Origin of the sequence: Collinsella sp. An271 (assembly GCF_002159695.1) — a bacterium.
GTDB lineage: Bacteria > Actinomycetota > Coriobacteriia > Coriobacteriales > Coriobacteriaceae > Collinsella > Collinsella ihumii.
On the sequence record NZ_NFJE01000007.1, the window covers coordinates 40,698 to 65,330 of the forward strand.

Genomic DNA, 24,633 nt, shown 5'->3' on the forward strand with positions numbered 1-24,633 from the left:
CGTAGCTGTAGTCGAACGTCCACCATTATACGCAAGCAGGGCGCTCCACCGTGATGGAGCGCCCTGTGTAACACGATTGTTCGGCACCGATGGCCGACAAGTCCTGCCGCAAACAGCCTACGGGAGCACCTTCAGAAGGGCCTCCTTGGTCTCCTCCTCGTTGCCGCCCACGATCAGGACATCGATGAGGTCGCCCTTGTTGGCGTTCAGCCCGAGCATCTCCATCAGGTCGCGACCGGAGGCCGTCTTGCCGTTGAAGGTGATCTGGACGTCGCTCGAGCACTTGTTCAGCGTGTACGCGACATCGGCGACCGGACGAGCGTGCAGACCCTCTTCTGCCTCGATAAGATGCTGGAACTTGATCATGGCGATACCTCCTGCTTCATAAGCTCAATGCGGGCTTTTGACCCTCTGTTCACTATACGCCAACTGCCGGCAGCTCGGCGCAGCAATTGGAGACGGGGTCGTTTTGACCGGATAAGCGGGCCCGGTACGGAAGCGGCTCCGCCGAAAAGGTCCGGGTGAGCTATTGACGGTACGCTGTAGTCACGCCGCCTCATCGACGGTACGCCATAGTCACGTTTTCGGGCGAAAAGCGTGACTATGGCGTACTCTCGGCGAGGCGGCGTGCCATATGCGTACCGTCAATCCGAGCGGTACCGCGAGGCGACCGGCGCGAAATGATCCGGGACGAAATGTCTTGACCAGCGTTTCCCTAGCGAACGACCTTCACGACGGCGGCGCCGGCCGAAACGGTCGACTCGGGCTCGGCGGTAAGCTGGACGTCGGCGAACTCCGCGGTGTTGGACACGGCGAGCACGACGCAATCCGGGTGCCCCGCCTCGGCGATGTCGGCCTTCGTCATCTTGATGACGGGCTGCCCGGCCTTGACGGTGTCGCCCTGCTTGACATAGCCGGTGAAGCCCTTGCCGTTCATGTCGACGGTATCGACGCCGATGTGGACGAGCGCCTCGATGCCGTCGGCACCCGTGATGCCGATAGCATGGCCCATGGTGACGGTCACCGTGCCGGAGATGGGCGCGTAGACGATCTCCTCATCGGGCCAGATGGCACAGCCCTTGCCCACGACCTCGCCCGCGAACACGGGATCGGGCACATCGGTCATCTTGATGACGCGGCCGACGACCGGTGCGCACAGCACGTCGGCCGCCTCCTCGGCGGAGACGGTGGCAGGTGCCGCAGGGGCAGCCGGGGCCTCGGGCTTCTTCTTGAACATATCGAACAGGCCCATGTGGATCACTCCTTTTCCTTACGAGATGCGTGGTCTCACGCGACGTTCCACATTGCCATACTTTACACAACTAAATTAGATGCAGATGCGAAAAAGCGTTCCAAAGGCCGTCATCATCCACCCGAGTGGTCACGAAGTCGGCCGCGGCGCGGGCCTCCTCGCCGCCGCTGCCCATGCACACGCTCGTGGCGCATGCTTCGAACATGGGGATGTCGACCTTCGCGTCCCCCATGGCGACGGTGTCGGCCATGTCGGCACCCAGGGCCTCGACGGCCACGCGAACGGCGCGCGCCTTGTCGATATCCTTCACGCCCATGTCGCCGAACAGGGCGGTCTCTCCGGCACCTCCCCAGGTACCCACCTTCATATCGGGAAAATCGCGCACCGCGTCGAGGTAGTCCTGATAGCTGGAGAGGATGAAGCTCACCTTGTTCACGTCGTCGCGATAGAGCTCGCCGCCGTAAATCACGCCGTGCATGACGTCATCGGTCTCGAGCTGGCCGGCGTTTTCCACGCCCTTACGGCCCATGTAGAGCTGCAGGACCGGGCGCGCCGCCGCGCGGAAGTTTTCGCTGGCGAACAGGCCGTTGTTGGACTCGAGGTAAAACTCGAGGCCGCGTGCGTGGCACCAGTCCACAATGTGGCGGCACTGGTCGGCGTCGATGTGGACGTGCATGACAATCTGGTCGTTGACCTCGACGTAGCTGCCGTTGCCGCCAATCATGCCGTCGAAGCCGATCTCGGTGAGCTCCGGCGGGTTCTCGGCTTTGCTGCGACCGGTGCACATGAGGACCTTGTGGCCGTTGGCGCGCGCCGTGCGGATGGGGCGCCTCCGAGTGGCGCCGCGGGTGGCGTCTCTGGGGACGGGGGGGGTGCCACGCGCCACTTTGGCGCCATCTGGGACAGGTTGGCCGCCGCGGAAGTAACGTTTGACGCTATCCCGCCGTTCGAGGCCTGTCCCAGGAAAGGACAGAATGTCCCCTACGACCCCCGTCCCCAGAGAGGACAAAGTGGGGCGCTACAGGATGCCGGTCGTCAGGAAAGCCTACTCAAGGCCTTCCGCGCCGTTGCTCTCGATGATCTTCTGGTAGGCGTAGAAGCTGTCCTTGCGGATGCGCTCGTAGGTGCCGGTGCCGTCGTCGTGCTTGTCGACGTAGATGAAGCCGTAGCGCTTGCGCATCTCGCCGGTGCCGGCCGAGACGAGGTCGATGGGGCCCCACCAGGTGTAGCCGATGAGGTCGACGCCGTCGTCGACGGCCTCGCCCATGGCGCGGACGTGCTTCTTCAGGTACTCGATGCGGTAGCCGTCGTGGACGCGCCTCTCGCCGCCCTCCTCGGCGACCTCGTCGCGCGCGCCCATGCCGTTCTCCACGACCATCAGCGGGATCTGGTAGCGGTCGTAGATGGCGTCCAGCGCGTAGCGCAGGCCGGTCGGGTCGATCTGCCAGCCCCACTCGGTGCTCTCGAGGTAGGGGTTCTTGCCGCCGAAGGTCATGTTGCCCTGCGTCTGCTCCACATCGTGGGTGCCCACGATGTTGGACATGTAGTAGCTGAAGGTGTAGAAGTCGACCTTGCCGGCGGCGATGTCGTCCATGTCGCCCTCGGCGATGTTGAGCTCGATGCCGTTCTCGCGCCAGTAGCGGCGGGCGTAGGACGGGTAGTAGCCGCGCACCTGCACGTCGGAGCAGTACCAGTTCATCTGACGCATCTCGAGCTCGCAGGCCCAGATGTCCGCCGGGTCGCACGTCGCCGGGTAGCTCAGGATGAAGCAGTCCATGTTGCCCATCTTGAACTGCGGGTACCTCTCGTGCGCGAGGCGCACCACGCGGCCGGACGCCACGAACTGGTGATGCAGGGCCTGGAAGCGCTGCTGAGCGGTGGTCTTGGCCTCGGACGCGGGGCCCTCGAAACCGCGGATCATGCTGGTCTCGAACAGGTTACCCATGTCGGAGGTGCCGCAGTTGATCTCGTTGAAGGTGAGCCAGTGGGTCACCTTGTCCCGGTAGCGCTCGAATACGGCGGCGCAGTACTTCACGAACAGGTCGATGAGCTCGCGGCTCTCCCAGCCGTTGTACTTCTCGACGAGCGCGTAGGGCATCTCGTAGTGCGACAGCGTCACGAGCGGCTCGATGCCGTGCTTCTTGCACTCGTCGAAGACCTTGTCGTAGAAGGCGAGGCCGGCCTCGTTGGGTTCGTCCTCCATGCCGGTCGGGAAGATGCGGCTCCAGGAGATGGACATGCGGAACATGGTGAAGCCCATCTCGGCGAACAGCGCGATATCCTCGGCATAGCGATGGTAGAAGTCGATGCCGTCGTGGTTGGGGTAGAACTTGTCGGGGTCGATGTCGATCGTGATCTCGCGTGGCTTCTCGTAGCTGCCGCCCAAGAAGTGGTCGTCAACAGACGGACCGCGGCCGTCCACGTTCCACGCGCCCTCGAACTGGTTGGCAGCGGTGGCGCCGCCCCAGAAAAAAGCCCTTAGGGAACACAACTGCCATGTGCAATATCCTTTCTAGAGAAACCTTTGCGTCGTTTTATAGGCACCTCGCCTGGGACGGAACGGTCTGTCTGCTGCGTTTCACAGGCCTGTCCCAAAAGAGGACAAAATGTCCTCTGGCACCCCCGTCCCCAGAGAGGACAACAAAGGAAACGGCCGGCTGAGGTGCCGCAGATTGCCGCGAAAGCCGAGGGCGCACGCCTAGCGTGCGGCGCCCGAAGGCTTGAACGGCAAGGTGCGGCACCTCAGTCCGGCCGGTCGGGTTGAGAAACGACAACGGAGACGGTTCCCCGTAGTGCCCGAGATTCGCCTGAAAGAGGAGCGAGCACGCCTTGTGTGCGGCGAGCGACGATTGAAGGCGAAGGTCGGGTGCTACGGGGAACCGATCAGGTTCGTTAACCTTTAGGCCAGGTCCTCGCCATTCGAAGCGATGACCTTCTTGTACCAGTCGAAGCTCTTCTTGCGGCTGCGCGCGAGGGTGCCGTTACCGGCATCGTCACGATCGACGTAGATAAAGCCGTAGCGCTTGGACATCTCGCCGGTGCTGGCGCTCACCAGGTCGATGGGGCCCCAGGTGGTGTAGCCGAGCATCTCGACGCCGTCCTCGGTGATGGCGTCGCGCATGGCCTCGATGTGCTGACGCAGGTAGTCGATGCGGTAGTCGTCGTCGATGGTGCCGTCCGCATTGACCTCGTCCTTCGCGCCCAGGCCGTTCTCCACCACGAACAGCGGCTTCTGGTAGCGGTCGTACAGGTCGTTGATGGTGATGCGGAAGCCCAGCGGGTCGATGGCCCAGCCCCACTGGCTCTTGGCCAGGTACGGGTTCTCCACGCCCTTGAAGACGTTGCCCTGGCCCTCGCCGCCCTCGGGCGGGTTGGCGGCGGTGCAGCGGGTGGAGTAGTAGCTGAACGAGATGAAGTCCACGATGTTCTCGGCCATGACCTTCTCGTCCTCGGCGGTCATCCCGACGTCGATGCCGCGGCGCTCCAGGAACTTCTTGGCGTAGGCCGGGTAGTAGCCGCGGCTCTGCACGTCCACGAAGAAGTAGTTCTCCTGGTTCTTAATCTGCGCATCGCGCACGTCGGCGGGGTCGCAGCTATAGGGGTAGTAGCTGCCGGCGGCCAACATGCAGCCGATCATCATGTCCGGGTCGATCTCGTGCGCGATCTTGGTGGCCCAGGCGCTCGCCACGAGCTCGTTGTGCGCGGCCTGGTACTCCACGGCCTCGCGGTCCTCGCCCTCCTCGAACACCAGGCCCGCGCCCATGAACGGCAGGTGTAGGATCATGTTGATCTCGTTGAAGGTGAGCCAGTACTTCACCAGGCCCTTGTAGCGGGTGAAAAGCACCGTCACGAGGTTCTTGTAGAAGTCGATGAGCTTGCGGTTGCGCCAGCCGCCGTACTCTTTGATGAGGTGGATGGGGCAGTCGAAGTGCGTGATGGTCACGAGCGGCTCGATGCCGTGCTTCTTGCACTCGCGGAACAGATCCTCGTAGAAGACCAGGCCCTCCTCGTTGGGCTCGGTCTCGTCGCCGTTCGGGAAGATGCGGCTCCAGCCGATGGACAAACGATAGGTCTTGAAGCCCATCTCGGCGAACAGGGCGATGTCCTCCTTGTAGTGGTGGTACATGTCGATGGCCTGCTGCGCGGGATAGTAGAAGCCGTCCTCGAAATCGAGCATCTTGCGCTCGCCGGCCATGACGGCCCAGCGCGCCTCGCCGTGCGGGATCACGTCGACGTTGGCCAGGCCGCGGCCGCCCTCGTTGTACGCGCCCTCGCACTGGTTGGCAGCGGTCGCGCCGCCCCACAGAAACCCGTCCGGAAAGCCCATGGATCGTCCTTTCTTCTCGATCTCGATGACCGGCTCATTCGAGCCATCTGCCGACGCGGCGCACCGTGCCCGCGTCGAAGAGAGGTGCCGCCCGCTCCGCTTTGCATACGCTCCGCGTCTCCCGCGAAGCCGCATCCGCCCCGCGTTCGCCCGGGTCCGAATCGCCTTGCGGCCCCGCAGGCGCGCCTGCGGACGGCATCTCTCTCGCTGGCTCGAGTATGCCCGCACCGGTGGGCATCCACAAGGCAACTCGCCGAGACGGAAACTTCTTTTCATCCTAAGAATGCAGGCCAGATGGGCGTATGATACTTCTTGACACCTCTTGGAAAGGGCATGAGGACATGATGCTCGAACACCGTATCCGCAAGGCACGCAACCTGACCCCCGTGGAGCAGCAGATGGCCCAGGCGGTACTTGCCATGGGCGACCGGCTGCAGTCGGTCTCCATCAAGGAGTTCGCGCGCGCGGCGAACGTGTCGATCGCCAGCGTGCACCGCTTCTGCAAAAAGATCGGGCTCGAGGGCTTCAAGGAGCTGAAGGTGGAAGTCGCTCGGTCGGTCGCGGCGCGCGAGGCCGACGCGTCGGACGTGGACTTCAACTTCCCCTTCGGTCCGGGAGAGCGTCCGGAGCGCATCGTGCCGCAGATGCGCTCGCTGTACACCGCGACCATGCGCGACACCTGCGACGTCCTCGACGTGAGCGAGCTGCGGCGCGCCGCCGAGCTGCTGGGGGCGGCTGCACGCATCGGCATCTACACGCAATCGCACAATCTCTACCCCGCGCGGATGTTCTGCGACCGCCTGCTGTCCATCGGCCGCGAAGCGTTTTGCCCCGAAAGCATCGAGGAGCAGTTCCGCCACGCGCTCGCCTCCGACGAGCACGACGCCGCCGTGGTCATCTCGTATTCCGGGCTCTCGCCGGACCTGGAGTCGCGCTTGAGCATCCTCGCGAAGCAGCAGACGCCCGTCGTATACATCGGGACGCCGGCGGCCAAGCGACGCCATCCCGGCTTCGCGGTGTACCTGCTGGTGGGCGACCGCGAGAACCTGCAGGAGCGCATCACGCAGTTCGCGAGCCACATCTCGGTGCAGTTCGTGCTCGATGCGCTCTTCAGCTGCATCTTCGCCGCGCATTACGACGAGAGCGCGGACTTCCTCAAGCGGTCGCTGCCCTACACGCACCTGCCGCGACCGCTGCTGGCGCCATAGCGCACAGCGCATATCGGGGCGACGCACATGGGGGGACGTACCTTTCCCGTGCATTCATGCACGGGAAAGGTACGTCCCCCCATGTGCATCGCCCCGATATGCGCCGCGGCCGGGTTAGCTCCTTACTGGTAATGCAGCCGCGTCTCGTCTGCATTCGCGAGGTCGCGTGCCAGGTAGCGCTCGGCGAGCCAGCGCGCCATGGGCAGATTCTGGTCCAGGTAGTTGCCGCACTCCTCAGGGCGGGCACCGGGAATCTCGCCCGTAAAGTTGCGAACGAACGCGAACAGCTCGCGCACGAGCGGCAAAATCTCCTCGGAGCTCACCTCGCCGAACACCACGAGGTAAAAGCCCGTTCGGCACCCCATGGGACCGAAGTACACCACGCGCGGCGCCCATTCCGGATGGTTGCGCAGAAACGTGGCGCCGAGGTGCTCGATCGTATGGCATTCCGCGGTGTTCATGACCGGTTCGCGGTTGGGCTCGGTCAGGCGCAGGTCGAACGTGGTCACCGCGCCTCCCGTCTGCGGGTCCCGGTCGACGCGCGACACGTACACACCCGGCTTCAGCACCAGATGGTTGACGGTGAAGCTGGCAATCTTGTCCATGGGTCCTCCCAATCGACGGCGCGATTCTCATGCAGCCCAGCTTACCACGGCCGCCGCCGGCGGTGTTATCCTCTTGCATGAACCATCGTCCGCCCGAAAGGTGAACCCGTGACGACCCACGATCTTCACGATAGCTTTGGCCGCAGCATCAGCTACCTGCGCATTTCCGTCACGGACAAGTGCAATTACCGCTGCGTGTACTGCATGCCGGAAAACGGCGTTCCCGCCCGCGACCACGCCGAGCTGCTCACGGCGGAAGAGATCGCCCGCTTCGTGGAGCTCGTGGCCGGCGAGGGCATCCGGCGCATCCGCCTGACCGGCGGCGAGCCGCTCGTGTCCCACCGCATCGTGCCGCTCATCCGGTCCATACGCGCCATCCCGACCATCGAGGACATCTCGCTGACGACCAACGGCGCGCTGCTGCCCCGCATGGCGTCCGACCTGCGCGCGGCCGGTCTCGACCGCGTCAACATCTCGCTCGACACGCTCGATGCCGACCAGTTCGCGCGCATCACGCGCCTGGGTCGTCTCGAGCAGGCCTTGGCGGGCATCGACGCCGCCCTCGCGCACGGGTTCGACCCCGTCAAGGTGAACACCGTCGTGGTGCGCCGCCTTGAGCAGGATGTCTTCGGCCTTGCCCGCCTTTCCGTCGAACGCCCCGTGCACGTTCGGTTTATCGAGTACATGCCCATCGGCAACGAGGAGACGATCGGCGCGTGCAAAAACGAGCCGCATTGCCCTCCGGGCGTATCCGGCACGGCTCCCGAGCTCCATCCCGAGGCGTGGGACGAAAGCGACATCGTGCCCTCCGACGAGCTGCGCGCGCAGATCTCCGCTGCCGGCGAGCGCGCCGGGCTGGGCGCGCTCGTGCCCGCGGACCAAAACGGCCCGTCGGGCGCAGGACCCGCGCAATACTGGCGCTTTGCGGGCGCTCGGGGCACCGTGGGCTTCATCTCGGCCATGTCCAACCATTTCTGCTCGCGCTGCAACCGCCTGCGCCTCACCGCCGACGGCAAGCTGCGCCCCTGCCTGTTTTCGGATGACGAGTACCCGGTGCGCGACGCGCTGCGCGCCGGTGATGACGAGCAGGTCCTGACAATCTATCGCGACGCCATCGCGCACAAGCCGCAAGAACACAAGACGACAGACGGCACGGCACGCTTCATGTCGCAGATCGGAGGCTGACCATGACCAAAAGATCGACGAAAAAGCCCATGATCAAGCGGGCGACCGGCGAGAAATACCCCACTGCCGTCGTGGAGACAGACGGACCCGGCCAGCAAGGCGCACCGGACGCCCCGACGGCAGACGGGCACCAGGATGCCGGCAACACCGACGCCGCAGCCTCCCCGGCGCGCGACGCGTATCGCGATACGCTCACCCATGTTGACGAGAAGGGCGACGTGCGCATGGTCGACGTGTCCGACAAGGCGGTCACGCAGCGCCTCGCCGTCGCCGAAGGGTCCATCCTCATGCACCCGGAGACGCAGACCATGGTCCTCGAGGACCGTGCGAAGAAGGGCGACGTGCTCGCCTGCGCGCGCGTGGCCGGCATCATGGCCTCCAAACGCACGAGCGACCTCATCCCCATGTGCCATCCGCTCATGATCACCAAAAGCAAGGTGGATATCGAGCCCATTCCCGCCCAGGGCGACGGCGCGCGAGCCGACGGACGCGTCGGCTTTCGCGTGACCTCCACGCTGGGCGTCACCGGCGTCACGGGTATCGAGATGGAGGCGCTGACCGCGACCTCGGTCGCCTGCCTGACGATCTACGACATGTGCAAGGCAGTCGACCGCGGCATGGAGATCGTCGACGTGCGCCTGCTGCATAAGGAAGGCGGCAGGTCGGGCGTCTGGGAGCGCGCCGAGCAGGCCGACGCGTCTGCCGTGGCACCCGCGACGGATACGGCACCCGCGACGGACGCGGTGCCCGACAGCGCCGAGACGGCCGATCCCGTGGAGCCGGAACCCGCCTCTCCCCTGCCGGGCGGCCCCGGCGCAAAAGCCGCGGCTCCCGCCATCGCGTTCATCGGATACCAGAATTCCGGCAAGACCACGCTGGTGGAAAAGATCATCAAGCGGCTCACGCAGCGCGGGCTGCGCGTCGGGTCCATCAAGCACCACGGACACAAAGGGTTCGATATCGACCAGCCGGGAAAGGACTCCTGGCGCCACGCGCAGGCGGGCAGCCGCCATGTGGGCCTGGTCGCGCCCGGCCAATACGCCGAATACGCCTACACCGAGAACGAGGTGCCGGTGGGTGACCTGCTCACCCACTATACCGACGTGGACATCGTGATCGTCGAGGGATACAAGACGGCCGGCCTCCCCAATATCGTGGTGACGCGCTCGGGCGTCGACCGGCTGCGGGGCGACACGTCCTATGACCTCATCGACGAGAACACGCTGGCCATCGCCTGCAACGATGTCGTGGAGCGCAACTTCCGCGCACGGGCGGCGCGCGAGGCGGAGCAGGCCGATGCGGTTCGCGAGCTGCCGCCGTTCATCAGCATCAACGATGCAGCCGCGCTGGTGAACTTCATCCTCAGGCGGCTCGGCAGGTAGCTTCTTGGCAGGATGGGTTGATTGGGGACGGGTTCGTTCCAACCCATTGACGGCGCGCTGCACCCCCCCATGGGTTGGAACGAACCCGTCCCCAATCAACCCATTCAAAGCGCCGTTATCGGTGGCGCGCTTCGCGCATGCCGCGCAGCACCGCTTCGCGCAGCTCGGGCACGCGCGCCTTGTCCATGGGCTCCACGCCGGCGAGCGGGTAGGCGATACCCAGCTGCTCGTACTTGGCCACGCCCATGGTGTGATAGGGCAGCATCTCGAGCCCGACGACGTTGCGCCACGGGGCAATCAGGCGTCCGAGCGCCTCGCATTCCTCGACCGTGTCGGTGTATCCGGGCACCACGACATGGCGGATGACGGTCTTGATACCTCGACGCGCCAGCTCGTCGCCGAACGCCAGGATGCGGCCGGGGTCCCGCCCGGTGAGGGCACGGTGGCCGGCAGGATCGGCATGTTTGATGTCGAGCAGCACCAGGTCGGTCTCATCGAGCGCGCGGGCCGTGAGCTCGGGGCGGTCGGGATCGAATGCATAACCGCAGGTATCGAGGCAGGTGTGCACGCGTCCGGCGGGACGGGCGTGCATGGCGCCGAACAGGTCGGCCAAAAACTCGGGCTGCAGCAGCGGCTCGCCGCCCGAGACGGTGATGCCGCCGTTGCGGTAAAACGCGCGGTTGCTCTCGAACTCGTCAACGATCTGCTCGACCGACATGAGCGTCCCGGCACCGGCACCCGTCTTCCACGTATCCGGGTTGTGGCAGAACAGACAGCGCATGGGGCACCCCTGCGTGAACACCACGAAGCGGATCCCCGGACCGTCGACGGTCCCCATAGTCTCAATCGAATGAATGCGTCCTAGGGTATAGCTTGATTCCATAATCCACCTACCAATGAGATGGGCCCGCCGTCATCGATCCGCGGGGAACACGATGCCCGCCTGGCGGCGCGCCTCATCCATGATGGCCAGCGAGGCAAGCGTGATGTCGCGATACCGTGCGGCATCCATCTCCCCTGCCACGCAGGCGCAGAAGTCGTCGAGCTCATAGCACATGTTGTTGTCGCACGCGGCGAGAGCGAGGTCTTCGGTCTCGTCGCCCGTGCTTTGGGCCTCGGCCGTCCAGGCGCCCCGCACGGCCTGACCGCGCAGGCGCACCGATGCGCGGGAGGGCACCGAGACGCCGCCGTAGGTGACGGTTCCCAGCTCGCCTTCGATCTGGCACGGCAGCAGGTCCTGGGAGATCTTGGAGTACGACAGCTCCACGACCTTGTCGGGATAGCGCGCGAGGATGGTTCCCGCGCCATCGATGACCCCTCCGGTCGCCTCGTTCTCCGCATCGGCGATGAGCACCGGCGTGCAGCTGATGTCCTCCGGCGCGCCGAACAGATGCACCATGGCGGCAACGCAGTACACGCCGATGTCCATCAGCGATCCGCTCGCCATGCGCGCGTCGAAGATGTTCGTCTGCCTGCCGGCGAGAACCTCATCGTAGCGGGAGGAGTATTTGCCAAAGCGCAGGCTGGCGCGGCGGACCCGGCCGATACGCTCCACGGCGGCGCGCAGCGTCTCGTAGGCGGGATCGTGCACCGAGCGCATCGCCTCCAACGCAACCACGCCGTGCGCCGCGGCCTCGTCGAACACGAGGCGCGCCAGGCGCTCATTCGGCGCCAGGGGCTTCTCCACCAGCACGTGCTTGCCGGCGCGAATGCACGCGAGCGCCTGGTCGACATGGAGGGCGTTCGGGCTTGCGATGTACACCGCGTCGACCGCGGCGTCGCGGCACACCTCTTCGATCGAGGTGTACGGGGTCGTGCCACCCAGGCGCTCGGTGGTGGAGGCGGCACGAGCGGCGTCGCGCGACATGCTGCCGCGGTACCGGGCGCGGGAGCACTGATGGATCATGTCCACCATGCTGTCGGCAATCGTACTGGTCCCCACAACCGCAAACGCGAGCTCGTTCATGGCGCTTCCTTTCTGCCAAGCCTCAACACACCGTATCTATCATACCGAGCATACAGCCGATATCGCGCACGTCGAGTCGCAGATCCCGCATATCGAAGCTCGCTGCCGCACGGCTCAAAAGCCGGACCGGGGGCACCGCCTGGCACGGTGCCCCCGGCATGGCGGACGGCGCGCTACATGCTCTCGTGGAACGTGCGCGCGATGACCTCGTCCTGCTGCTCGCGCGTCAGGTTGTGGAAGTTCACCGCATAGCCCGACACGCGCACGGTGAGCTGCGGGTACTTCTCGGGATGGGCCTGCGCGTCGAGCAGGGTGTCACGATTGAACACGTTGACGTTCAGATGGTGGCCGCCCTTCTCGGCATACGCGTCGATCATGTTCACCAGATTGTCGGCCTGAGCCTGAGCCACATCGGAAACCTTCATGTGAAATACCTCCTAATATCGGCAGATGCTTTAGTTGCACGCGTCGCAGGACGCAACGGGGTTCTCGAACTCGATCTCCCCCAGGTCGATGTCGCCGAAGAACACCTGGTCCTCCTTGCCGAGCGCGCCGGGGATGATGGAAAACGTGTTGGAGATGCCGTCCTGCGCGTCGCGGAACGGCAGCTTCGCCACACTCGCCAAGCTGGCGATGGCGCCGTGGCTGTCGCGACGGTGCATGGGGTTTGCGCCGGGCGCAAACGGCACGCCCGCCTTGCGGCCGTCGGGCGTCGCGCCGGTCTTCTTGCCATAGACCACGTTCGACGTGATGGTGAGCACCGACGTGGTCGGCACGGAGTTGCGATACGTCTCGTTGCGGCGCACGAACTCCATGAACTCGTGCACGACGTCGTGCGCGATCCGGTCCACGCGGTCGTCGTCGTTGCCGTACTTGGGGAAGTCGCCCTCGATCTCAAAGTCGACGATGACGCCGTCCTCGTCGCGCACCGGATGGACCTTGGCGTACTTGATGGCGGACAGCGAATCGGCCACGACCGAAAGGCCCGCGATGCCCGTGGCGAACCACCGGTGCACATGGTGGTCGTGCAGCGCCATCTGGATCGCCTCGTAGCAGTACTTGTCGTGCATGTAGTGGATGATGTTCAGTGTGTTCACGTACACGCCGGCGAGCCAGCGCATCATGTCCTTGTACTTGGCGATCACGTCGTCGTAGTCGAGCGTGTCGCCCTCGACGGGGCGGTACTTGGGGCCGACCTGCTTTTTGGACACCTCGTCGATGCCGCCGTTCAGCGCGTAGAGCAGGCACTTCGCCAGATTCGCGCGCGCACCGAAGAACTGCATCTCCTTGCCTACGCGCATGGAGCTCACGCAGCAGGCGATGGCGTAGTCATCGCCGTGGTAGACGCGCATCACGTCGTCGTTCTCGTACTGGATCGACGAGCTCGCGATTGAGGTCTTGGCGCAGAACTCCTTGAACTTCTGGGGCAGGCGCGTGGACCACAGCACCGTCAGGTTGGGTTCGGGGCTCGTACCCATGTTCTCCAGCGTATGCAGGTAGCGGAAGCTCATCTTGGTGACGAGCGTGCGCCCGTCCACGCCCATGCCGCCGATGGACTCGGTCACCCACTGCGGATCGCCCGAGAACAGGTTCTGGTACTCCGGCGTGCGCGCGAACTTGACCATACGCAGCTTCATGATGAAGTGGTCGACGAACTCCTGGATCTGCTCCTCGGTGAAGGTGCCGCGGCGCAGGTCGCGCTCGGCGTAGATATCGATGAACGTCGAGGTGCGGCCGATGGACATGGCGGCACCGTTTTGGTCCTTGACCGCGGCGAGGTACGCCAAATACATCCACTGGATGGCCTCTTGCGTGTTCTGGGCCGGACGCGAGATGTCGAAGCCGTAGATCTCGCCGAGCTTTTTAAGCTGGTGCAGGGCGCGAATCTGCTCAGCAAGCTCCTCGCGGTCGCGAATCACCGCCTCGGTCATGGTGTGGGGCGTCGCAGCCTTCTGGGCCTCTTTGTCGCGAATGAGGAAATCCAGGCCGTAGAGCGCCACACGGCGGTAGTCGCCGATGATGCGGCCGCGACCGTATCCATCGGGCAGGCCGGTGATGATGTGCGCGGAACGGCAAGCCCGCATCTCGGGCTTGTAGACGTCGAAGACGCCCTGGTTGTGCGTCTTGCGCTTGTTCGTGTAGATGTCGACGATCTCCGGATCGATCTCGTAGCCGTGCTGCTCGGCCGCCTGGCAGGCGATACGAATGCCGCCGTTGACGTGCAGCGCGCGCTTGAGCGGGCGGTCGGTCTGCAGGCCCACGATGGTCTCGAGCTCGGGGTGCTCGGCGTCGATGTAGCCGGCAGGATATGCCGTGATGCCCGTCACGACCTTGGTCTCGATATCGAGCGCGCCTCCTTTTGCGCGCTCCTCCTCGAGCAGACCGAGCACCGTGCCCCACAGCGTCTTCGTGCGTTCGGTCGGTCCGGCCAGGAAGGAGTCGTCTCCCTCATAGGGCGTGTAGTTCCGCTGGATGAAGTCGCGGACATCCACCTCGCTCTGCCAGATACCTCCTGCAAAATCTTCCCATGCTTCCATTGGTTCAACCACGCTCCTCGCGGTCGTGCGCGCGATTGCGCGCGCATATGAATGTAACGCCGGTGAGCAGCCAAAATGTCTGTTCGGGCGCATCTCATTGCGAGCTTGTACCCCCTGGCGAATATGTTATTCAGCTAGTGCCATTTTTCTACTCACCGGATGTTAGACGAAGATAACATATGCTGGTCAAGATAGATATGTTAGAAAGTGTTTACTTTCTGCTCACACAAGAAACACGCGGAGAGGGCGCGTGCGGCGACGCTGCGGGGGGATGCTCCCGCCCATCAAAACGAAAAAGGGACTTTTGGGTACAAGTTCTCCGACTCGCTGAGTAGCACCCAGAATGAAGCATATATTCGTTATAAGACTTCATATTTTATATGTTTATTACAGAGGGATACTCGAAGGGCTGCGATGTATGTACCCATAAGTCCCTTTTTCAGAATGGCAATGTATTTTTATGCTGTGTATACGCTGCCTAATATTAATATCGGGGTGAAATGTCGGGCTTTCCGGCATTTCACCCCGCAGAAGCCCCAGCATCCATGCGCACGCCAGGCGCACCGCACTCAGAACTTGCGCAGATTGGAGAGGGACTTCAGCGACTCGACGATCACGTCGCGCTCGATGCCGGACTGTGCCTGAACGGTCGCCTCGACGGCCCCCTCCACAAACGGGCAGTCGACCATGCGGACACCCTCGTCGTTCATATCGGCCAGGACCATCTTAACCACCATGGCGGCAGCGCCCATATCGACGAGCACGATCGCCCCATCCGGCCCGTTCACCTCGTCGATCGCCTGAAACACCGACACGTAGCTCGTGCCGAACGAACCGTCGGACATGCCCCCCGCCACCGCAACGGCAGCTTGGGGCGCGATCATCTTGGTATAGTCCCGCAGAGCCTCGACCAGCGCTCTTGAGTGCGAGACCAGCACAACTCCTACCATCATTCCCCCTGCTGATTCAATCTTATGTAGCCATAGTACCCAAATTATTCCCCCAAACGTATCAAGGGCAGGAGGAACGGTCCGTTTTGCCGGGCCAGCCCGCACCGGCCGTTCGCCGAATCGGCAGACGGTACTTGACTGGATACCAATGTGATATCACAATGCAATCAACGAGACCGATCGAGGCGCTCGTCGGGGTCTGCCCTTCCCCGAGGCAATCCAGGGCAGCATCCGGGCTGTCACGCAAACGCGGATGCACGGTTCGAAAGGAACTACCATGAGCGTGGAAAAGCAGATGCAGGCCAAGTCCGGCTGGAGCATGCTTGTCATCACCATCGTCTTGTTCGCTCTGATCGTCGCGCTGTACGTCTTGTCGATCAGCGATATGGCCGCCTGCGACAGCGCAGGGGTGCCGGTGTCGCCCCTCTCCATCGCGGGACTCGTTCTCGCCATCGTGCTTTCCGTGGTGATCTGGATCTTCCCCGTCGCGGGCTTCTTCACCCTGCAGCCCGGGCAGGCGCGCGTCTGCATCCTGTTCGGCGACTACAAGGGCACCGTGCGCAGCGAGGGCTTCCATTGGGCGAACCCCTTCTACAGCCGTTCCATGGGAGGATCCGATAGCGGCCTCCGCGTCGAGCTCGACGCCGAGGGCGGTCTGAAAAACGCCAAGGCGAACGTGGGCGCAAAGGCGATCTCGACCAAGGTGAGCGTGCGCGCACGCACCTTGAACGGCGAGATCTTGAAGGTCAACGACAAGATGGGCAACCCCATCGAGATCGCCAACGTCGTGGTGTGGCACGTCGAGGACACCGCCAAAGCCCTGTTCGATGTTGACAACTACGAGCAGTTCGTGGCCACGCAGGCCGAGACCGCACTGCGCCACGTGGCGAGCGTGTACGCCTACGACCATCTGGAGGACAACTCCGACGACACGAATGCCATCACGCTGCGCAGCAATATCGAAGAGGTCTCGGAGGCGCTCAAGCGCGAGCTCACGCAGCGGCTCTCCCCTGCCGGCGTGACCGTGGACGACGCGCGCCTGACGCACCTCGCCTACGCACCCGAGATCGCCCAGGCGATGCTGCGCCGCCAGCAGGCCGAAGCCGTCATCGCCGCCCGCAAGAAGATCGTCGAGGGCGCGGTGTCCATGGTCGACATGGCCGTAAAGGAGCTTGCCGACGGCGGCACCATCGAGCTCGACGAGGAGCGCAAGGCCCAGATGGCCTCGAACCTCATGGTCGTGCTCTGCGGCGAGTCCGAAGCGCACCCGGTTCTCAACACGAGCTCGATCTACTAATCCAGTTTGACACGCATCGGGACGGGACCGAATCGATCGGCCCCGTCCCGCAACCACCCACCACCGAGCAGGTGACCACCATGGCACGCAAGCAATACCCGCTCCGCATCGACCCCGCGATCTGGGAGGCAGTCCAGCGCTGGGCCGACGACGAGATGCGCAGCGCCAACAGCCAGGTGGAATGGATCCTGCGCGATGCGCTCAAGCGCTACGGCCGCCTCCCCAAACCCAAGGACCGCGACCGCACCGAGTGATTTTTTAGGGACTGTCCCTAAAAAATCACGCACCCCATCTCTCACCGACAACCTCATCGAACCTTTTGGAGGCAGACATGAACGGCTCTGCTCTGACCACCCCTACCCCTAGTTCGCTTCCCGTCCTCAGCGTGGAGCATTTCCAAAAGCGCTACGGGGACACCGTCGCGGTCCGCGACCTCTCGCTCGGCGTCGAAGCGGGCGATATCTACGGCTTTATCGGCCACAACGGCGCGGGCAAGACCACCCTCATCCGCTCCATCGTGGGCGCGCAGGCCATCGACGGCGGCCGCATCCGCATCTGCGGGCACGACGTGGTCCGCAAGCCCCTGCAGGCAAAAAGCGCGCTGGCCTACGTGCCCGACAACCCCGACGTCTACGAGTTCATGACCGGCATGCAGTACCTGACCTTCATGGCCGACATCTTCCGCGTCCCCGACGACGAGCGCACCCGTCGCATCGGCGAGCTTGCCGAGCGCCTCGAGCTCACCGACGCGCTCGGCGACACGGTGGGCACCTACTCGCACGGCATGCGCCAGAAGCTCGTGCTCATCGGCGCGCTCATCCACGAACCGCGCCTGCTTGTGCTCGACGAGCCCTTCGTGGGCCTCGATCCCGTGGCCTCCCACGAGCTCAAGGCGATTCTGCACGAGCTCGCTGCACGCGGCGGCGCGGTGTTCTTCTCGTCGCACGTGCTCGAGGTGGTCGAGAAGCTCTGCAACAAGGTCGCCATCATCCGCGGCGGAGAGCTGCTGACAAGCGGCACCACCGAACAGGTGCGCGGCGATTCCTCGCTCGAAGACGTCTTCCTCGAGCTCGTCGAGAAGGAGGCGTGATCGCCATGCGCGATATGCTTACCCTGATGCATGTGCAGGTCCTCGGCCTGCTCAACTCGTTCGCCCCGAATGCCCAGGGCATGCCCCGCGCCGCCCGTGCGCGCAGGCTCGTGTTCGTCGCGCTGCTCGCCCTGCTGCTCGTGACCGTATTCGCCGGCTACACGGCGCTCATGGCCATCGGTCTCGCCGTTTCGGGGATGGCGAACGTCATCCCGCCCTTCGCCGTGGCCGCAGGATCGCTCGCGGGCGTGTTCTTCACCTTCATGAAGGCGCGCGGCACGCTGTTCGGCACGCGCGATTACGACCTCATCATGTCGCTTCCCGTCCCACGGCGCACCGTCGTGATCGCCCGCATGGCGACGCTGTTCGGCAGCGCTATCGCCGTGGCGGCCATCTTCATGGTTCCCATGTACGCGGTCTACCTCGTCATGACGGGGGCGAATGCCGTCTCCATCGTCCTGGCTGCGCTCAGCGTCGTCCTTGCCCCGCTGGCGCCCACGGCGCTCGCCACGTTCGCCGCCTTCGCCGTCACCGCGCTTGCGGCGCGCTTCCGTCATGCCGGCATCGTCTACATCACGCTCGCCCTTCTGGCCATGCTCGCGTTCGTGATGGGCGCCTACGGCTTCTCGTTTACCGCCGGTGTCGACCACGAGGCGACCGTCGCGGCCACGCTGCAGGTTGCCACCGTGCTGGAATCGGCCATCACGAGCGCCTACCCTCCCGCCGCCTGGGCAGCCGCCGGCATCGCAAGCCACGACGTGCTCTCCTTTGCCCTGTTCGCTACGGCGTCGATCGGCGTCACCGCAGCGTGCGTCGAGGTCATGCAGCGCTTCTACCTGCGCATCAACGGCATGCTGGCCGGCAGAAGGCGCCGGGCGCGCGGGCGCGCGGCCGTCGGGGCACGCCGTACGCCGTTCACGGCGATCGTCGTGAAAGAGTTCCGCACGCTGCTCGGCATTCCCTCCTATGCGTTCAACTGTCTGTTCGGCTACCTGCTCATGGTCGCCATCGCGATCGTCCTGTCGGTCATGGGCCTGCGCGGCATCCTGATGTCCGGCGCCATCGACGGAATAGACCAAGACACGCTCGCCCACATGGGGAACCGCATCTACCTCGTGATTCCGTGGGTCTTCGCCTTCTGCGCCTCCACGGGTGCCAGCTCCACCATCTCCGTCTCGCTCGAGGGGCGCTGCGCATGGATCATGGCGAGCGCGCCGCTTTCGGTGCGCACAATCCTTTGGTCCAAGCTCGCCTCCAACCTCATTCCGGTGGGGTGCTCGCTGGTGCTGAGCACGGTCATCCTGCTTGTCTCCGGGCAGATCGAGCCCCTTATCGCAATCGAGCTGCTCATCGTGAGCCTGGGTTTGTTCCACCTGTGGGCCAACGTGGGTATCGCCATCGACGCCGCCCGCCCCAACTTCTCATGGACCTCGGCCAACGAGATCGTGAAGCGCAGCATGCCCATCACGGTGAGCGTGATCGGGGGAATGGTCTGCGAATTCGGGTTCGGAGCGCTCTGCGTGGCGCTGATTCCCGACATGGCCTCGATTGCGGCGGCGCACGCGACGGCGATCGGCGTCGGCGTCGTGGCCGCGATTCTGGGACAGCTGCTCTTCATGCGCACGGCCCGTACCGCCAGGCTCTATATCGTGTAGAATCCCCGGCACCCGGGCGCAGGACCTGCCATCAGGGCGGGCTCGGCGCCCGGCCGCCTCAAAACGGACACATCCCGCCAAGGCGCCCACGCCGGGAAAAGAGCCCTCCGAACACCCCTGTCTACCTGCGGGAATGTATGAGTTTCCGCAGGTAGACACTGTATCCTCGAATCATCCACAACCTTGACCGCCCCCACCCGAAAAGGGACCGTTCGCGGCACGAAATCAACCTTAATCGGTTCTTCAGATTATTGTCCTCACCCTGAGGTACATTTCTATTGGCGCACGTAACCGACCGTCGGATTGCTTAAGGATTTAAGCGCCGGCAACGCTGAACAGGAGATGATTGCATGCGCGCCGCACCCGAGAGAAAAGAGGACCCTCACCTCGTGAAGACCGTGGAAACCACCGCTCAGAGCAAGGCAGCGACCACACGCCCCAAGCGCTCTAAGGACCAGCGACTCAACCTTAAGCGTTCATACGAGGCGTTTCTGGAAGCAGCGAAGAAGGCGGGAAGCTCCGCCAAGAGCGTGCGTACCCCTTCCGAGACGTGGCCTATGCGTCCATACGCAGCATCCATCTAGGCCCTCTTCAATCTATCTGCTCGCTGATAGCACGACTCGGTCTACCAACGGGCGCAGCGCCCCGCGCGATTGCTCGCGCGGGGCGCTGTTATGTGTGGGGCGCCTGCCGTGTTTCGCAGTAGCACACATGTGTGAAGGAATTGTGATCATAGGCGGCAAAACTGCCCCGCTGGCGCGTCCAGAAAGCAAAACGACGCACTCCATCGCTATCCCGCACTGGAGCGAATGCAGGCAAAATGCGCCTCTGACCTGCGGTTTATGTACGAATCTTGAATCATTTCAGAATCGTTTCCAAACACCCTTGAAAGGCAAAAATCGACCGACTACACTTGCCATCGGCAAATCGGCGAGCGCGCTGAATCCCACTGTAAACGGCGCGCACGCAACCATAACACGCGGTATGAAAGGAAGAACTATGGCCGCCATCAATCTGCTCCAGTCCACCGCCAAGGCTATCGTCAACCTCTTCTCCAACGAGATCAACGTTCCCGGCGTCTCCAACACCCCTTACCTTGGCCACACCGCTCACGTCTCCCCCAAGACCTCCTCTGAGTTCGGTCGTCTGGCCTGCTAAAGAGCTTTCAACCCAGGTACCGAAAACGCCCGTCGGCATGAGCGCCGGCGGGCGTTTTTTCTAGCTCGTTGTGTTTTTAGGCTCTTCCTGGTTTCTAGTGAGTAGCGCAACCCTGGGCAATCTGGGCCGAAAAGCCCAAGCCCCTTGCGCGAGTGCAAATGTGGGGACGTACCTTCCGCGTGCAAAATGCACGCGGAAGGTACGTCCCCACATTTGCACTCCAATCTACTGCAGCCGGTCAAGAACGGCGGCAGGCAGCTCGTCCGTCTGCACCTCTTCCCAGGAGATCATGCCGCGCAGAAATGCCGCGTCGAGGCGCAGGTACGCGCCGTCGCGCAGCTCACGGCTCGTATGAAACACCGTGGTCGTCTGCGACCCGTCCTCCGCATACGCCGTAAGCTCGTAGCGGTACGGCATATCGGGATCGGCATCGTCGCGCACCACGCAGCCGTTGTCGATCTTCGTATAGTACACGCCGCCCGTCAGCGGTGCCGACAGCGCGACATCACCGAACTGATTCCCGAACTGCTCGCCCAGCTTCGATACGGCAAACCCCGCGCCGCCAAGCAGCAGGCAGATGGCCACAGCCACAACCGCAATCACGCGTTTCATCGATATCCTCTCACATATCTTCCGACGCCCTGAATGCCCCTGGCAGGCCACCGTGGATACGGAGACCTGCCAGGGGCTCATGCAAGAGCGCGCGCCGAAGGGGTGTCCCCAGCGTGCAAAAGTGCACGCGGAAGGTACGTCCCCACATTTGCACTCGCAGGGAGGGGCGGGGCTACGAGCGGCGCCACAGGCGGACGATGAGCCAGATGACGGCGCCGGCGGCGGCCCAGCCCATGAGCGGCAGCCACGTGTCGGTGATGCTCCAAATGACTGCCGCCCATGTGACATGGTCGAACATACGCTTAAGCCCCCTACTGCGCGTGGCGCGTGCGGATCGCGTCGCGCACGATGCCCTTGCTCATGAGGTAGGTCACGCAGAAGTAGCCGCCATAGGCGATCAGGAAGATCAACGTGGTGAAACCGACGGTGCCTCCGATCGTCAGGCCGCCGAACACCTCGACCAGATCGATGATGATCGACAGCGCCACGATCGAGTGGGCGACGCCCACCACCACAGGGAAGACGAAGAAGATCGTCTGCTGCACCAGCACCGAATGCGAGATCTCGCGGTCCGAGGTGCCGAGCTCCGCCAGGATCCGGTAGTTCTTGCTGGCGTCCGACACGCCCGAGAGCTGCTGGATGGTGAGAATCGCCGCGCACGCCACCACCAGCACGAAGCCGATGTAGATCGCCAGATACGAAATCAAACCGTTCATGGAGTCCACGCTCTCGTAGGTCGAGGTGCGCGTCGCCTCGACGCCCCACGCGCCGACGAGGTTGCCCGCGGTATCGGTGATGTCGCCGTACTCACGGTACTCGCCGATGTAGGCGTCGGCGTCGTCGGGGTTCACCCCGTCGGCGTAGTTGAGCATGAGATAGCTCTGGTACGGCGGCAGGTCCAGCTGATCCACCAGGCTGTCGGGCAGCACGATCGTGCCGGAGTTCATGCCGAACATCGCGTTGACGAACGTGCTCGCGTCCTCGTTCACGCGGTCCTGCACCGGGTACAGCACGCGCCCGCCGATGGTCAGCTCAACGCCTTCGCCCAGCACCTTGTCGTAGATACGGTTCACGCTCTCGCCCATATCGGACAGGATCGTATAGCCGTCCTCGCCCAAGACGATGGGGTCCATCCCGCGGAACCTCAGGTATTCGTTATAGTTGCTCTCACGCATCACCGTCAGGCCGAGTCCGGACACCCCGGTCTCGTCGATGCCCTGGGGAAGCTCCTCGTCCACCTCCTCGCAGAGGTCCAACAGGTTCACGACGGGCATGTCGGCGCCGCGCGGCGTGGATTCGAAGAGGTCCACCTGGATGGAGCTTCCGGCAATCGAGGCCAGGTCGAAGGGCTTCGCATCGTCTGTCCCCGCGTTGACGGTCTGCCGGCGGCTCATCTCCATGACGTCCACGGGCTCTTCGGCCTCGGCGAACACCACGCCGCCCTCGCCGCCCGTCACCGTGGGATCGGCGTTCAGCTCGTCCACGGTAGAGCCGCTGTAGTAGACGACTACCGTCGTGTAGTCGACCGGCGTGCCCCGCTCCACCGAGGTGTTCATCACGTCGGCGAGCGACATGCCCGCGGTCACCGAGGTGATGGCCAAGAACAGCAGCATCGCGATCATGGCCATCGAGAAGCTCACCGTGTTCACCTTGGCGGCGAGCTGGCGCATGGTCACCATGTTCAGGCCGCGCCAGTACAGACCGCGTGCCGCCTGCAGCGCCTTGAGCAAAAAGCCCGAGAGCCCGAAGAAGAACAGGATGGTGCCGATCACGACGGTCACGGTGGTGATCAGGAACTTCTGCATCCCCTCGGGCGATCCGTCGTAGGGCAGGCCATCGTTCAGCAGGCGCACGTAGGCCACCACGATCGCCGCTAGGCCGACAAGGAAGACCGCCGCGGCGACCCAGGGGTTGCGCGTCCGGATGGCCTCGTTTTGCCGCCCGGCGCTCATCAGGTCGATGACGCGGGCGCGCGCCACCACGCGCAGGTTGAACACGAGCGTGACCGCAAAAATCGCCAGCAGGCAGACCACCGTGATGAACAGGGCGCTGATCGAGAAGAAGAAATGGAAGTCGGCGATCTGGGTTTTGAAGAGCGAGGCCGTGAAGAAGGTCATGAGCCATGAGAGCGCAAGCCCCAGCACGATGCCGAGCACGAGCGCCGCCGCCGACACGATAAAGGTTTCGAGCGCCATCACGCGCGCCACCTGGCCGCGGCTCATGCCCAAGATCTGATAGAGGCCGAACTCCTTCTTGCGTCGCTTCATGATGAAGTTGTTGGCATAGACCATGAGAAAGCCCATGACTATGGCCAGAAACACCGTCAGGCCGCTGATGATGCCGCCGAGCGAGGTCGCCAGGCCCTCGCTGGCGATATCGGCCAGGTCGACCTGGATGGAAATGGTGTTGAACGCGTAGAACACCGTGACGGCAAGCGTGAGCGTCAGCAGGTAGACCAGGTAGTCTCTTCCCGCCCGGCGCACGTTGCCCAGCGCGAGCTTACAAAGCATCGGAACCCTCACCGCCCATCATGGCAACGACCTCCATGATCCGCTCGAAGAACTCCTGACGGGTCGACGAACCGCGGCGCAGCTCGGTGAAGATGCGGCCATCGCGGATGAACAGCACGCGATGCGTGTAGCTCGCCGCGAAGCTGTCGTGCGTGACCATGAGCACCGTCGCCTGGTAGTCGTGATTCATGGTCTCGAAGCACTCGAGCAGCAGGCGCGCGTTTTTGGAATCGAGCGCGCCGGTGGGCTCGTCCGCCATGATGATGGCCGGATCGGTCACGAGCGCGCGAGCGGCGGCGACGCGCTGCTGCTGGCCGCCCGACATCTGGTAGGGATACTTGTCGAGCACCTCGGCGATGGAGAGGCGCTGCGCGGTGGCCTCCACGCGGCGAAGCACCTCGGCGGCCGGCACACGGCTGATGGTAAGCGGCAGCGCGATGTTCTCGCGTGCGGTCAGCGTGTCGAGCAGGTTGGAGTCCTGGAAGATGAAGCCGAGCTGCTCGCGACGGAATTTCGTCAGCTTGGACGACTTCATGCCCGTGACGTCCACGCCGCCGACCAGCACGTTGCCGCTGGTCACGGCATCGATGGTGGAGATGCAGTTGAGCAGCGTCGACTTTCCCGATCCCGACGCGCCCATAATGCCGACGAACTCGCCGCGCGCGACGGTAAACGAGACGTCCGCGAGCGCGCGCGTCACGTTGTTGCGCGCGCCGTAGACCTTCTCGACGTGGCGCACGTCGAGCACCGGCTGCGCCGTCGCGGCCGGTGCGGCGTGGCGGGGCGCCTCGGCGCCCCCGCGCGGCGTGATGGGCAGGGTCATGTGGACGCGCGGCGCGGTCGCATCGATGTGATCGGCCTGCACGGTCTGCTTTCTCATGGCAAACGCTCCTTTCACT

23 protein-coding genes are annotated in these 24,633 nt (G+C 64.0%); 8 read left to right on the forward strand and 15 right to left on the reverse strand.

Going from position 1 to position 24,633, the window contains the following annotated elements; translation table 11 throughout:
- Positions 1 to 117: 117 nt before the first annotated feature.
- The 5 genes from B5F74_RS07420 to B5F74_RS07440 all read right to left on the reverse strand — a co-directional run bounded on the left by B5F74_RS07420 (position 118) and on the right by B5F74_RS07440 (position 5,579).
- The gene (locus B5F74_RS07420) at positions 118 to 366 is read right to left on the reverse strand and encodes an HPr family phosphocarrier protein (RefSeq protein WP_087201300.1); all 249 of its coding nucleotides are present in this window, start codon (positions 364 to 366) and stop codon (positions 118 to 120) included.
- Between the two features lie 349 nt (positions 367 to 715).
- Positions 716 to 1,252, reverse strand: coding sequence for a PTS glucose transporter subunit IIA (locus B5F74_RS07425; protein ID WP_087201303.1), 537 nt, complete (start codon positions 1,250 to 1,252; stop codon positions 716 to 718).
- A 70-nt stretch (positions 1,253 to 1,322) separates the two neighbouring features.
- Positions 1,323 to 2,138: an HAD hydrolase family protein gene (locus B5F74_RS07430; RefSeq protein ID WP_239283411.1), complete on the reverse strand. Its 816-nt coding sequence runs from the start codon at positions 2,136 to 2,138 to the stop codon at positions 1,323 to 1,325.
- A 159-nt stretch (positions 2,139 to 2,297) separates the two neighbouring features.
- Positions 2,298 to 3,743: a glycoside hydrolase family 1 protein gene (locus tag B5F74_RS07435; protein ID WP_087201306.1), complete on the reverse strand. Its 1,446-nt coding sequence runs from the start codon at positions 3,741 to 3,743 to the stop codon at positions 2,298 to 2,300.
- 408 nt (positions 3,744 to 4,151) lie between these two features.
- The gene (locus B5F74_RS07440; RefSeq protein ID WP_087201308.1) at positions 4,152 to 5,579 is read right to left on the reverse strand and encodes a 6-phospho-beta-glucosidase; all 1,428 of its coding nucleotides are present in this window, start codon (positions 5,577 to 5,579) and stop codon (positions 4,152 to 4,154) included.
- A gap of 341 nt (positions 5,580 to 5,920) precedes the next feature.
- On the opposite strand from B5F74_RS07440, the gene B5F74_RS07445 reads away from it, so the two are divergent.
- Positions 5,921 to 6,787 carry a MurR/RpiR family transcriptional regulator gene (locus B5F74_RS07445; protein ID WP_087201310.1) on the forward strand — a complete coding sequence of 289 codons (867 nt, stop codon included), beginning with the start codon at positions 5,921 to 5,923 and terminating at the stop codon, positions 6,785 to 6,787.
- A 122-nt stretch (positions 6,788 to 6,909) separates the two neighbouring features.
- Here the strand turns inward: B5F74_RS07445 and B5F74_RS07450 are convergent, their stop codons facing one another.
- Complete coding sequence (locus B5F74_RS07450) at positions 6,910 to 7,392, reverse strand: S-ribosylhomocysteine lyase (RefSeq protein WP_087201312.1); 483 nt, start codon at positions 7,390 to 7,392, stop codon at positions 6,910 to 6,912.
- Positions 7,393 to 7,500: 108 nt separating this feature from the next.
- Between B5F74_RS07450 and moaA the strand changes: the two genes are divergently transcribed.
- Both moaA and moaC read left to right on the forward strand, forming a co-directional pair.
- Positions 7,501 to 8,577 carry a GTP 3',8-cyclase MoaA gene (moaA, locus tag B5F74_RS07455; protein WP_239283412.1) on the forward strand — a complete coding sequence of 359 codons (1,077 nt, stop codon included), beginning with the start codon at positions 7,501 to 7,503 and terminating at the stop codon, positions 8,575 to 8,577.
- Positions 8,578 to 8,579: 2 nt separating this feature from the next.
- Complete coding sequence (gene moaC, locus B5F74_RS07460; RefSeq protein ID WP_239283413.1) at positions 8,580 to 9,959, forward strand: cyclic pyranopterin monophosphate synthase MoaC; 1,380 nt, start codon at positions 8,580 to 8,582, stop codon at positions 9,957 to 9,959.
- A gap of 115 nt (positions 9,960 to 10,074) precedes the next feature.
- Here moaC and pflA read toward each other — a convergent pair whose 3' ends face one another.
- The 5 genes from pflA to B5F74_RS07485 all read right to left on the reverse strand — a co-directional run bounded on the left by pflA (position 10,075) and on the right by B5F74_RS07485 (position 15,415).
- Positions 10,075 to 10,842: a pyruvate formate-lyase-activating protein gene (gene pflA, locus B5F74_RS07465; protein WP_087201317.1), complete on the reverse strand. Its 768-nt coding sequence runs from the start codon at positions 10,840 to 10,842 to the stop codon at positions 10,075 to 10,077.
- A 30-nt stretch (positions 10,843 to 10,872) separates the two neighbouring features.
- Positions 10,873 to 11,925 (reverse strand): Gfo/Idh/MocA family oxidoreductase, encoded by a 1,053-nt coding sequence (locus tag B5F74_RS07470; RefSeq protein ID WP_087201319.1) that lies wholly within the window; start codon positions 11,923 to 11,925, stop codon positions 10,873 to 10,875.
- A gap of 173 nt (positions 11,926 to 12,098) precedes the next feature.
- Positions 12,099 to 12,350, reverse strand: a complete 252-nt coding sequence (gene grcA3, locus B5F74_RS07475) for an autonomous glycyl radical cofactor GrcA3 (protein ID WP_066830022.1) — start codon at positions 12,348 to 12,350, stop codon at positions 12,099 to 12,101.
- Positions 12,351 to 12,380: 30 nt separating this feature from the next.
- Positions 12,381 to 14,462 carry a formate C-acetyltransferase gene (pflB, locus tag B5F74_RS07480; protein WP_087201322.1) on the reverse strand — a complete coding sequence of 694 codons (2,082 nt, stop codon included), beginning with the start codon at positions 14,460 to 14,462 and terminating at the stop codon, positions 12,381 to 12,383.
- A gap of 569 nt (positions 14,463 to 15,031) precedes the next feature.
- Complete coding sequence (locus tag B5F74_RS07485) at positions 15,032 to 15,415, reverse strand: dihydroxyacetone kinase (protein WP_079989059.1); 384 nt, start codon at positions 15,413 to 15,415, stop codon at positions 15,032 to 15,034.
- Between the two features lie 274 nt (positions 15,416 to 15,689).
- On the opposite strand from B5F74_RS07485, the gene B5F74_RS07490 reads away from it, so the two are divergent.
- From B5F74_RS07490 to B5F74_RS12390, 5 genes are all read left to right on the forward strand, one after another.
- Complete coding sequence (locus tag B5F74_RS07490; RefSeq protein ID WP_087201324.1) at positions 15,690 to 16,709, forward strand: SPFH domain-containing protein; 1,020 nt, start codon at positions 15,690 to 15,692, stop codon at positions 16,707 to 16,709.
- Positions 16,710 to 16,789: 80 nt separating this feature from the next.
- The gene (locus B5F74_RS07495; RefSeq protein ID WP_087201326.1) at positions 16,790 to 16,963 is read left to right on the forward strand and encodes an Arc family DNA binding domain-containing protein; all 174 of its coding nucleotides are present in this window, start codon (positions 16,790 to 16,792) and stop codon (positions 16,961 to 16,963) included.
- Between the two features lie 77 nt (positions 16,964 to 17,040).
- Entirely contained in the window at positions 17,041 to 17,799 is a 759-nt protein-coding gene (locus B5F74_RS07500; protein WP_087201329.1) for an ABC transporter ATP-binding protein, read from the forward strand.
- 5 nt (positions 17,800 to 17,804) lie between these two features.
- A complete protein-coding gene (locus tag B5F74_RS07505) occupies positions 17,805 to 19,454 on the forward strand; it encodes a hypothetical protein (RefSeq protein WP_143753826.1) in 1,650 nt (549 codons plus the stop codon).
- Positions 19,455 to 20,453: 999 nt separating this feature from the next.
- On the forward strand, positions 20,454 to 20,612 hold the full coding sequence (locus tag B5F74_RS12390) for a hypothetical protein (RefSeq protein ID WP_158095722.1): 159 nt from the start codon (positions 20,454 to 20,456) through the stop codon (positions 20,610 to 20,612).
- A gap of 225 nt (positions 20,613 to 20,837) precedes the next feature.
- On the opposite strand, the gene B5F74_RS12395 is transcribed toward B5F74_RS12390, so the two are convergent.
- The 4 genes from B5F74_RS12395 to B5F74_RS07525 all read right to left on the reverse strand — a co-directional run bounded on the left by B5F74_RS12395 (position 20,838) and on the right by B5F74_RS07525 (position 24,614).
- Positions 20,838 to 21,224, reverse strand: a complete 387-nt coding sequence (locus B5F74_RS12395; protein WP_158095723.1) for a YxeA family protein — start codon at positions 21,222 to 21,224, stop codon at positions 20,838 to 20,840.
- Positions 21,225 to 21,396: 172 nt separating this feature from the next.
- Entirely contained in the window at positions 21,397 to 21,522 is a 126-nt protein-coding gene (locus B5F74_RS12715) for a hypothetical protein (protein ID WP_255375109.1), read from the reverse strand.
- Between the two features lie 13 nt (positions 21,523 to 21,535).
- On the reverse strand, positions 21,536 to 23,734 hold the full coding sequence (locus B5F74_RS07520; RefSeq protein ID WP_087201337.1) for an ABC transporter permease: 2,199 nt from the start codon (positions 23,732 to 23,734) through the stop codon (positions 21,536 to 21,538).
- Positions 23,724 to 24,614 (reverse strand): ABC transporter ATP-binding protein, encoded by an 891-nt coding sequence (locus B5F74_RS07525; protein ID WP_239283414.1) that lies wholly within the window; start codon positions 24,612 to 24,614, stop codon positions 23,724 to 23,726. Before B5F74_RS07525 ends, B5F74_RS07520 begins: the two co-directional genes overlap by 11 nt.
- Positions 24,615 to 24,633: the final 19 nt, after the last annotated feature.

Bases quoted from the DNA above. Each gene is read 5' to 3' on its own strand.
- B5F74_RS07520 (WP_087201337.1), bottom strand. From the start codon at position 23,734: ATGCTTTGTAAGCTCGCGCTGGGCAACGTGCGCCGGGCGGGAAGAGAC.
- grcA3 (WP_066830022.1), bottom strand. From the start codon at position 12,350: ATGAAGGTTTCCGATGTGGCTCAGGCTCAGGCCGACAATCTGGTGAAC.
- B5F74_RS07485 (WP_079989059.1), bottom strand. From the start codon at position 15,415: ATGATGGTAGGAGTTGTGCTGGTCTCGCACTCAAGAGCGCTGGTCGAG.
- B5F74_RS12390 (WP_158095722.1), top strand. From the start codon at position 20,454: ATGGCCGCCATCAATCTGCTCCAGTCCACCGCCAAGGCTATCGTCAAC.
- B5F74_RS07450 (WP_087201312.1), bottom strand. From the start codon at position 7,392: ATGGACAAGATTGCCAGCTTCACCGTCAACCATCTGGTGCTGAAGCCG.
- B5F74_RS07505 (WP_143753826.1), top strand. From the start codon at position 17,805: ATGCGCGATATGCTTACCCTGATGCATGTGCAGGTCCTCGGCCTGCTC.
- pflA (WP_087201317.1), bottom strand. From the start codon at position 10,842: ATGGAATCAAGCTATACCCTAGGACGCATTCATTCGATTGAGACTATG.
- B5F74_RS07440 (WP_087201308.1), bottom strand. From the start codon at position 5,579: ATGGGCTTTCCGGACGGGTTTCTGTGGGGCGGCGCGACCGCTGCCAAC.
- B5F74_RS07470 (WP_087201319.1), bottom strand. From the start codon at position 11,925: ATGAACGAGCTCGCGTTTGCGGTTGTGGGGACCAGTACGATTGCCGAC.
- B5F74_RS07445 (WP_087201310.1), top strand. From the start codon at position 5,921: ATGATGCTCGAACACCGTATCCGCAAGGCACGCAACCTGACCCCCGTG.
- B5F74_RS12715 (WP_255375109.1), bottom strand. From the start codon at position 21,522: ATGTTCGACCATGTCACATGGGCGGCAGTCATTTGGAGCATCACCGAC.
- B5F74_RS07425 (WP_087201303.1), bottom strand. From the start codon at position 1,252: ATGGGCCTGTTCGATATGTTCAAGAAGAAGCCCGAGGCCCCGGCTGCC.
- B5F74_RS07525 (WP_239283414.1), bottom strand. From the start codon at position 24,614: ATGAGAAAGCAGACCGTGCAGGCCGATCACATCGATGCGACCGCGCCG.
- B5F74_RS12395 (WP_158095723.1), bottom strand. From the start codon at position 21,224: ATGAAACGCGTGATTGCGGTTGTGGCTGTGGCCATCTGCCTGCTGCTT.
- B5F74_RS07420 (WP_087201300.1), bottom strand. From the start codon at position 366: ATGATCAAGTTCCAGCATCTTATCGAGGCAGAAGAGGGTCTGCACGCT.
- moaC (WP_239283413.1), top strand. From the start codon at position 8,580: ATGACCAAAAGATCGACGAAAAAGCCCATGATCAAGCGGGCGACCGGC.
- B5F74_RS07495 (WP_087201326.1), top strand. From the start codon at position 16,790: ATGGCACGCAAGCAATACCCGCTCCGCATCGACCCCGCGATCTGGGAG.
- B5F74_RS07490 (WP_087201324.1), top strand. From the start codon at position 15,690: ATGAGCGTGGAAAAGCAGATGCAGGCCAAGTCCGGCTGGAGCATGCTT.
- pflB (WP_087201322.1), bottom strand. From the start codon at position 14,462: ATGGAAGCATGGGAAGATTTTGCAGGAGGTATCTGGCAGAGCGAGGTG.
- B5F74_RS07500 (WP_087201329.1), top strand. From the start codon at position 17,041: ATGAACGGCTCTGCTCTGACCACCCCTACCCCTAGTTCGCTTCCCGTC.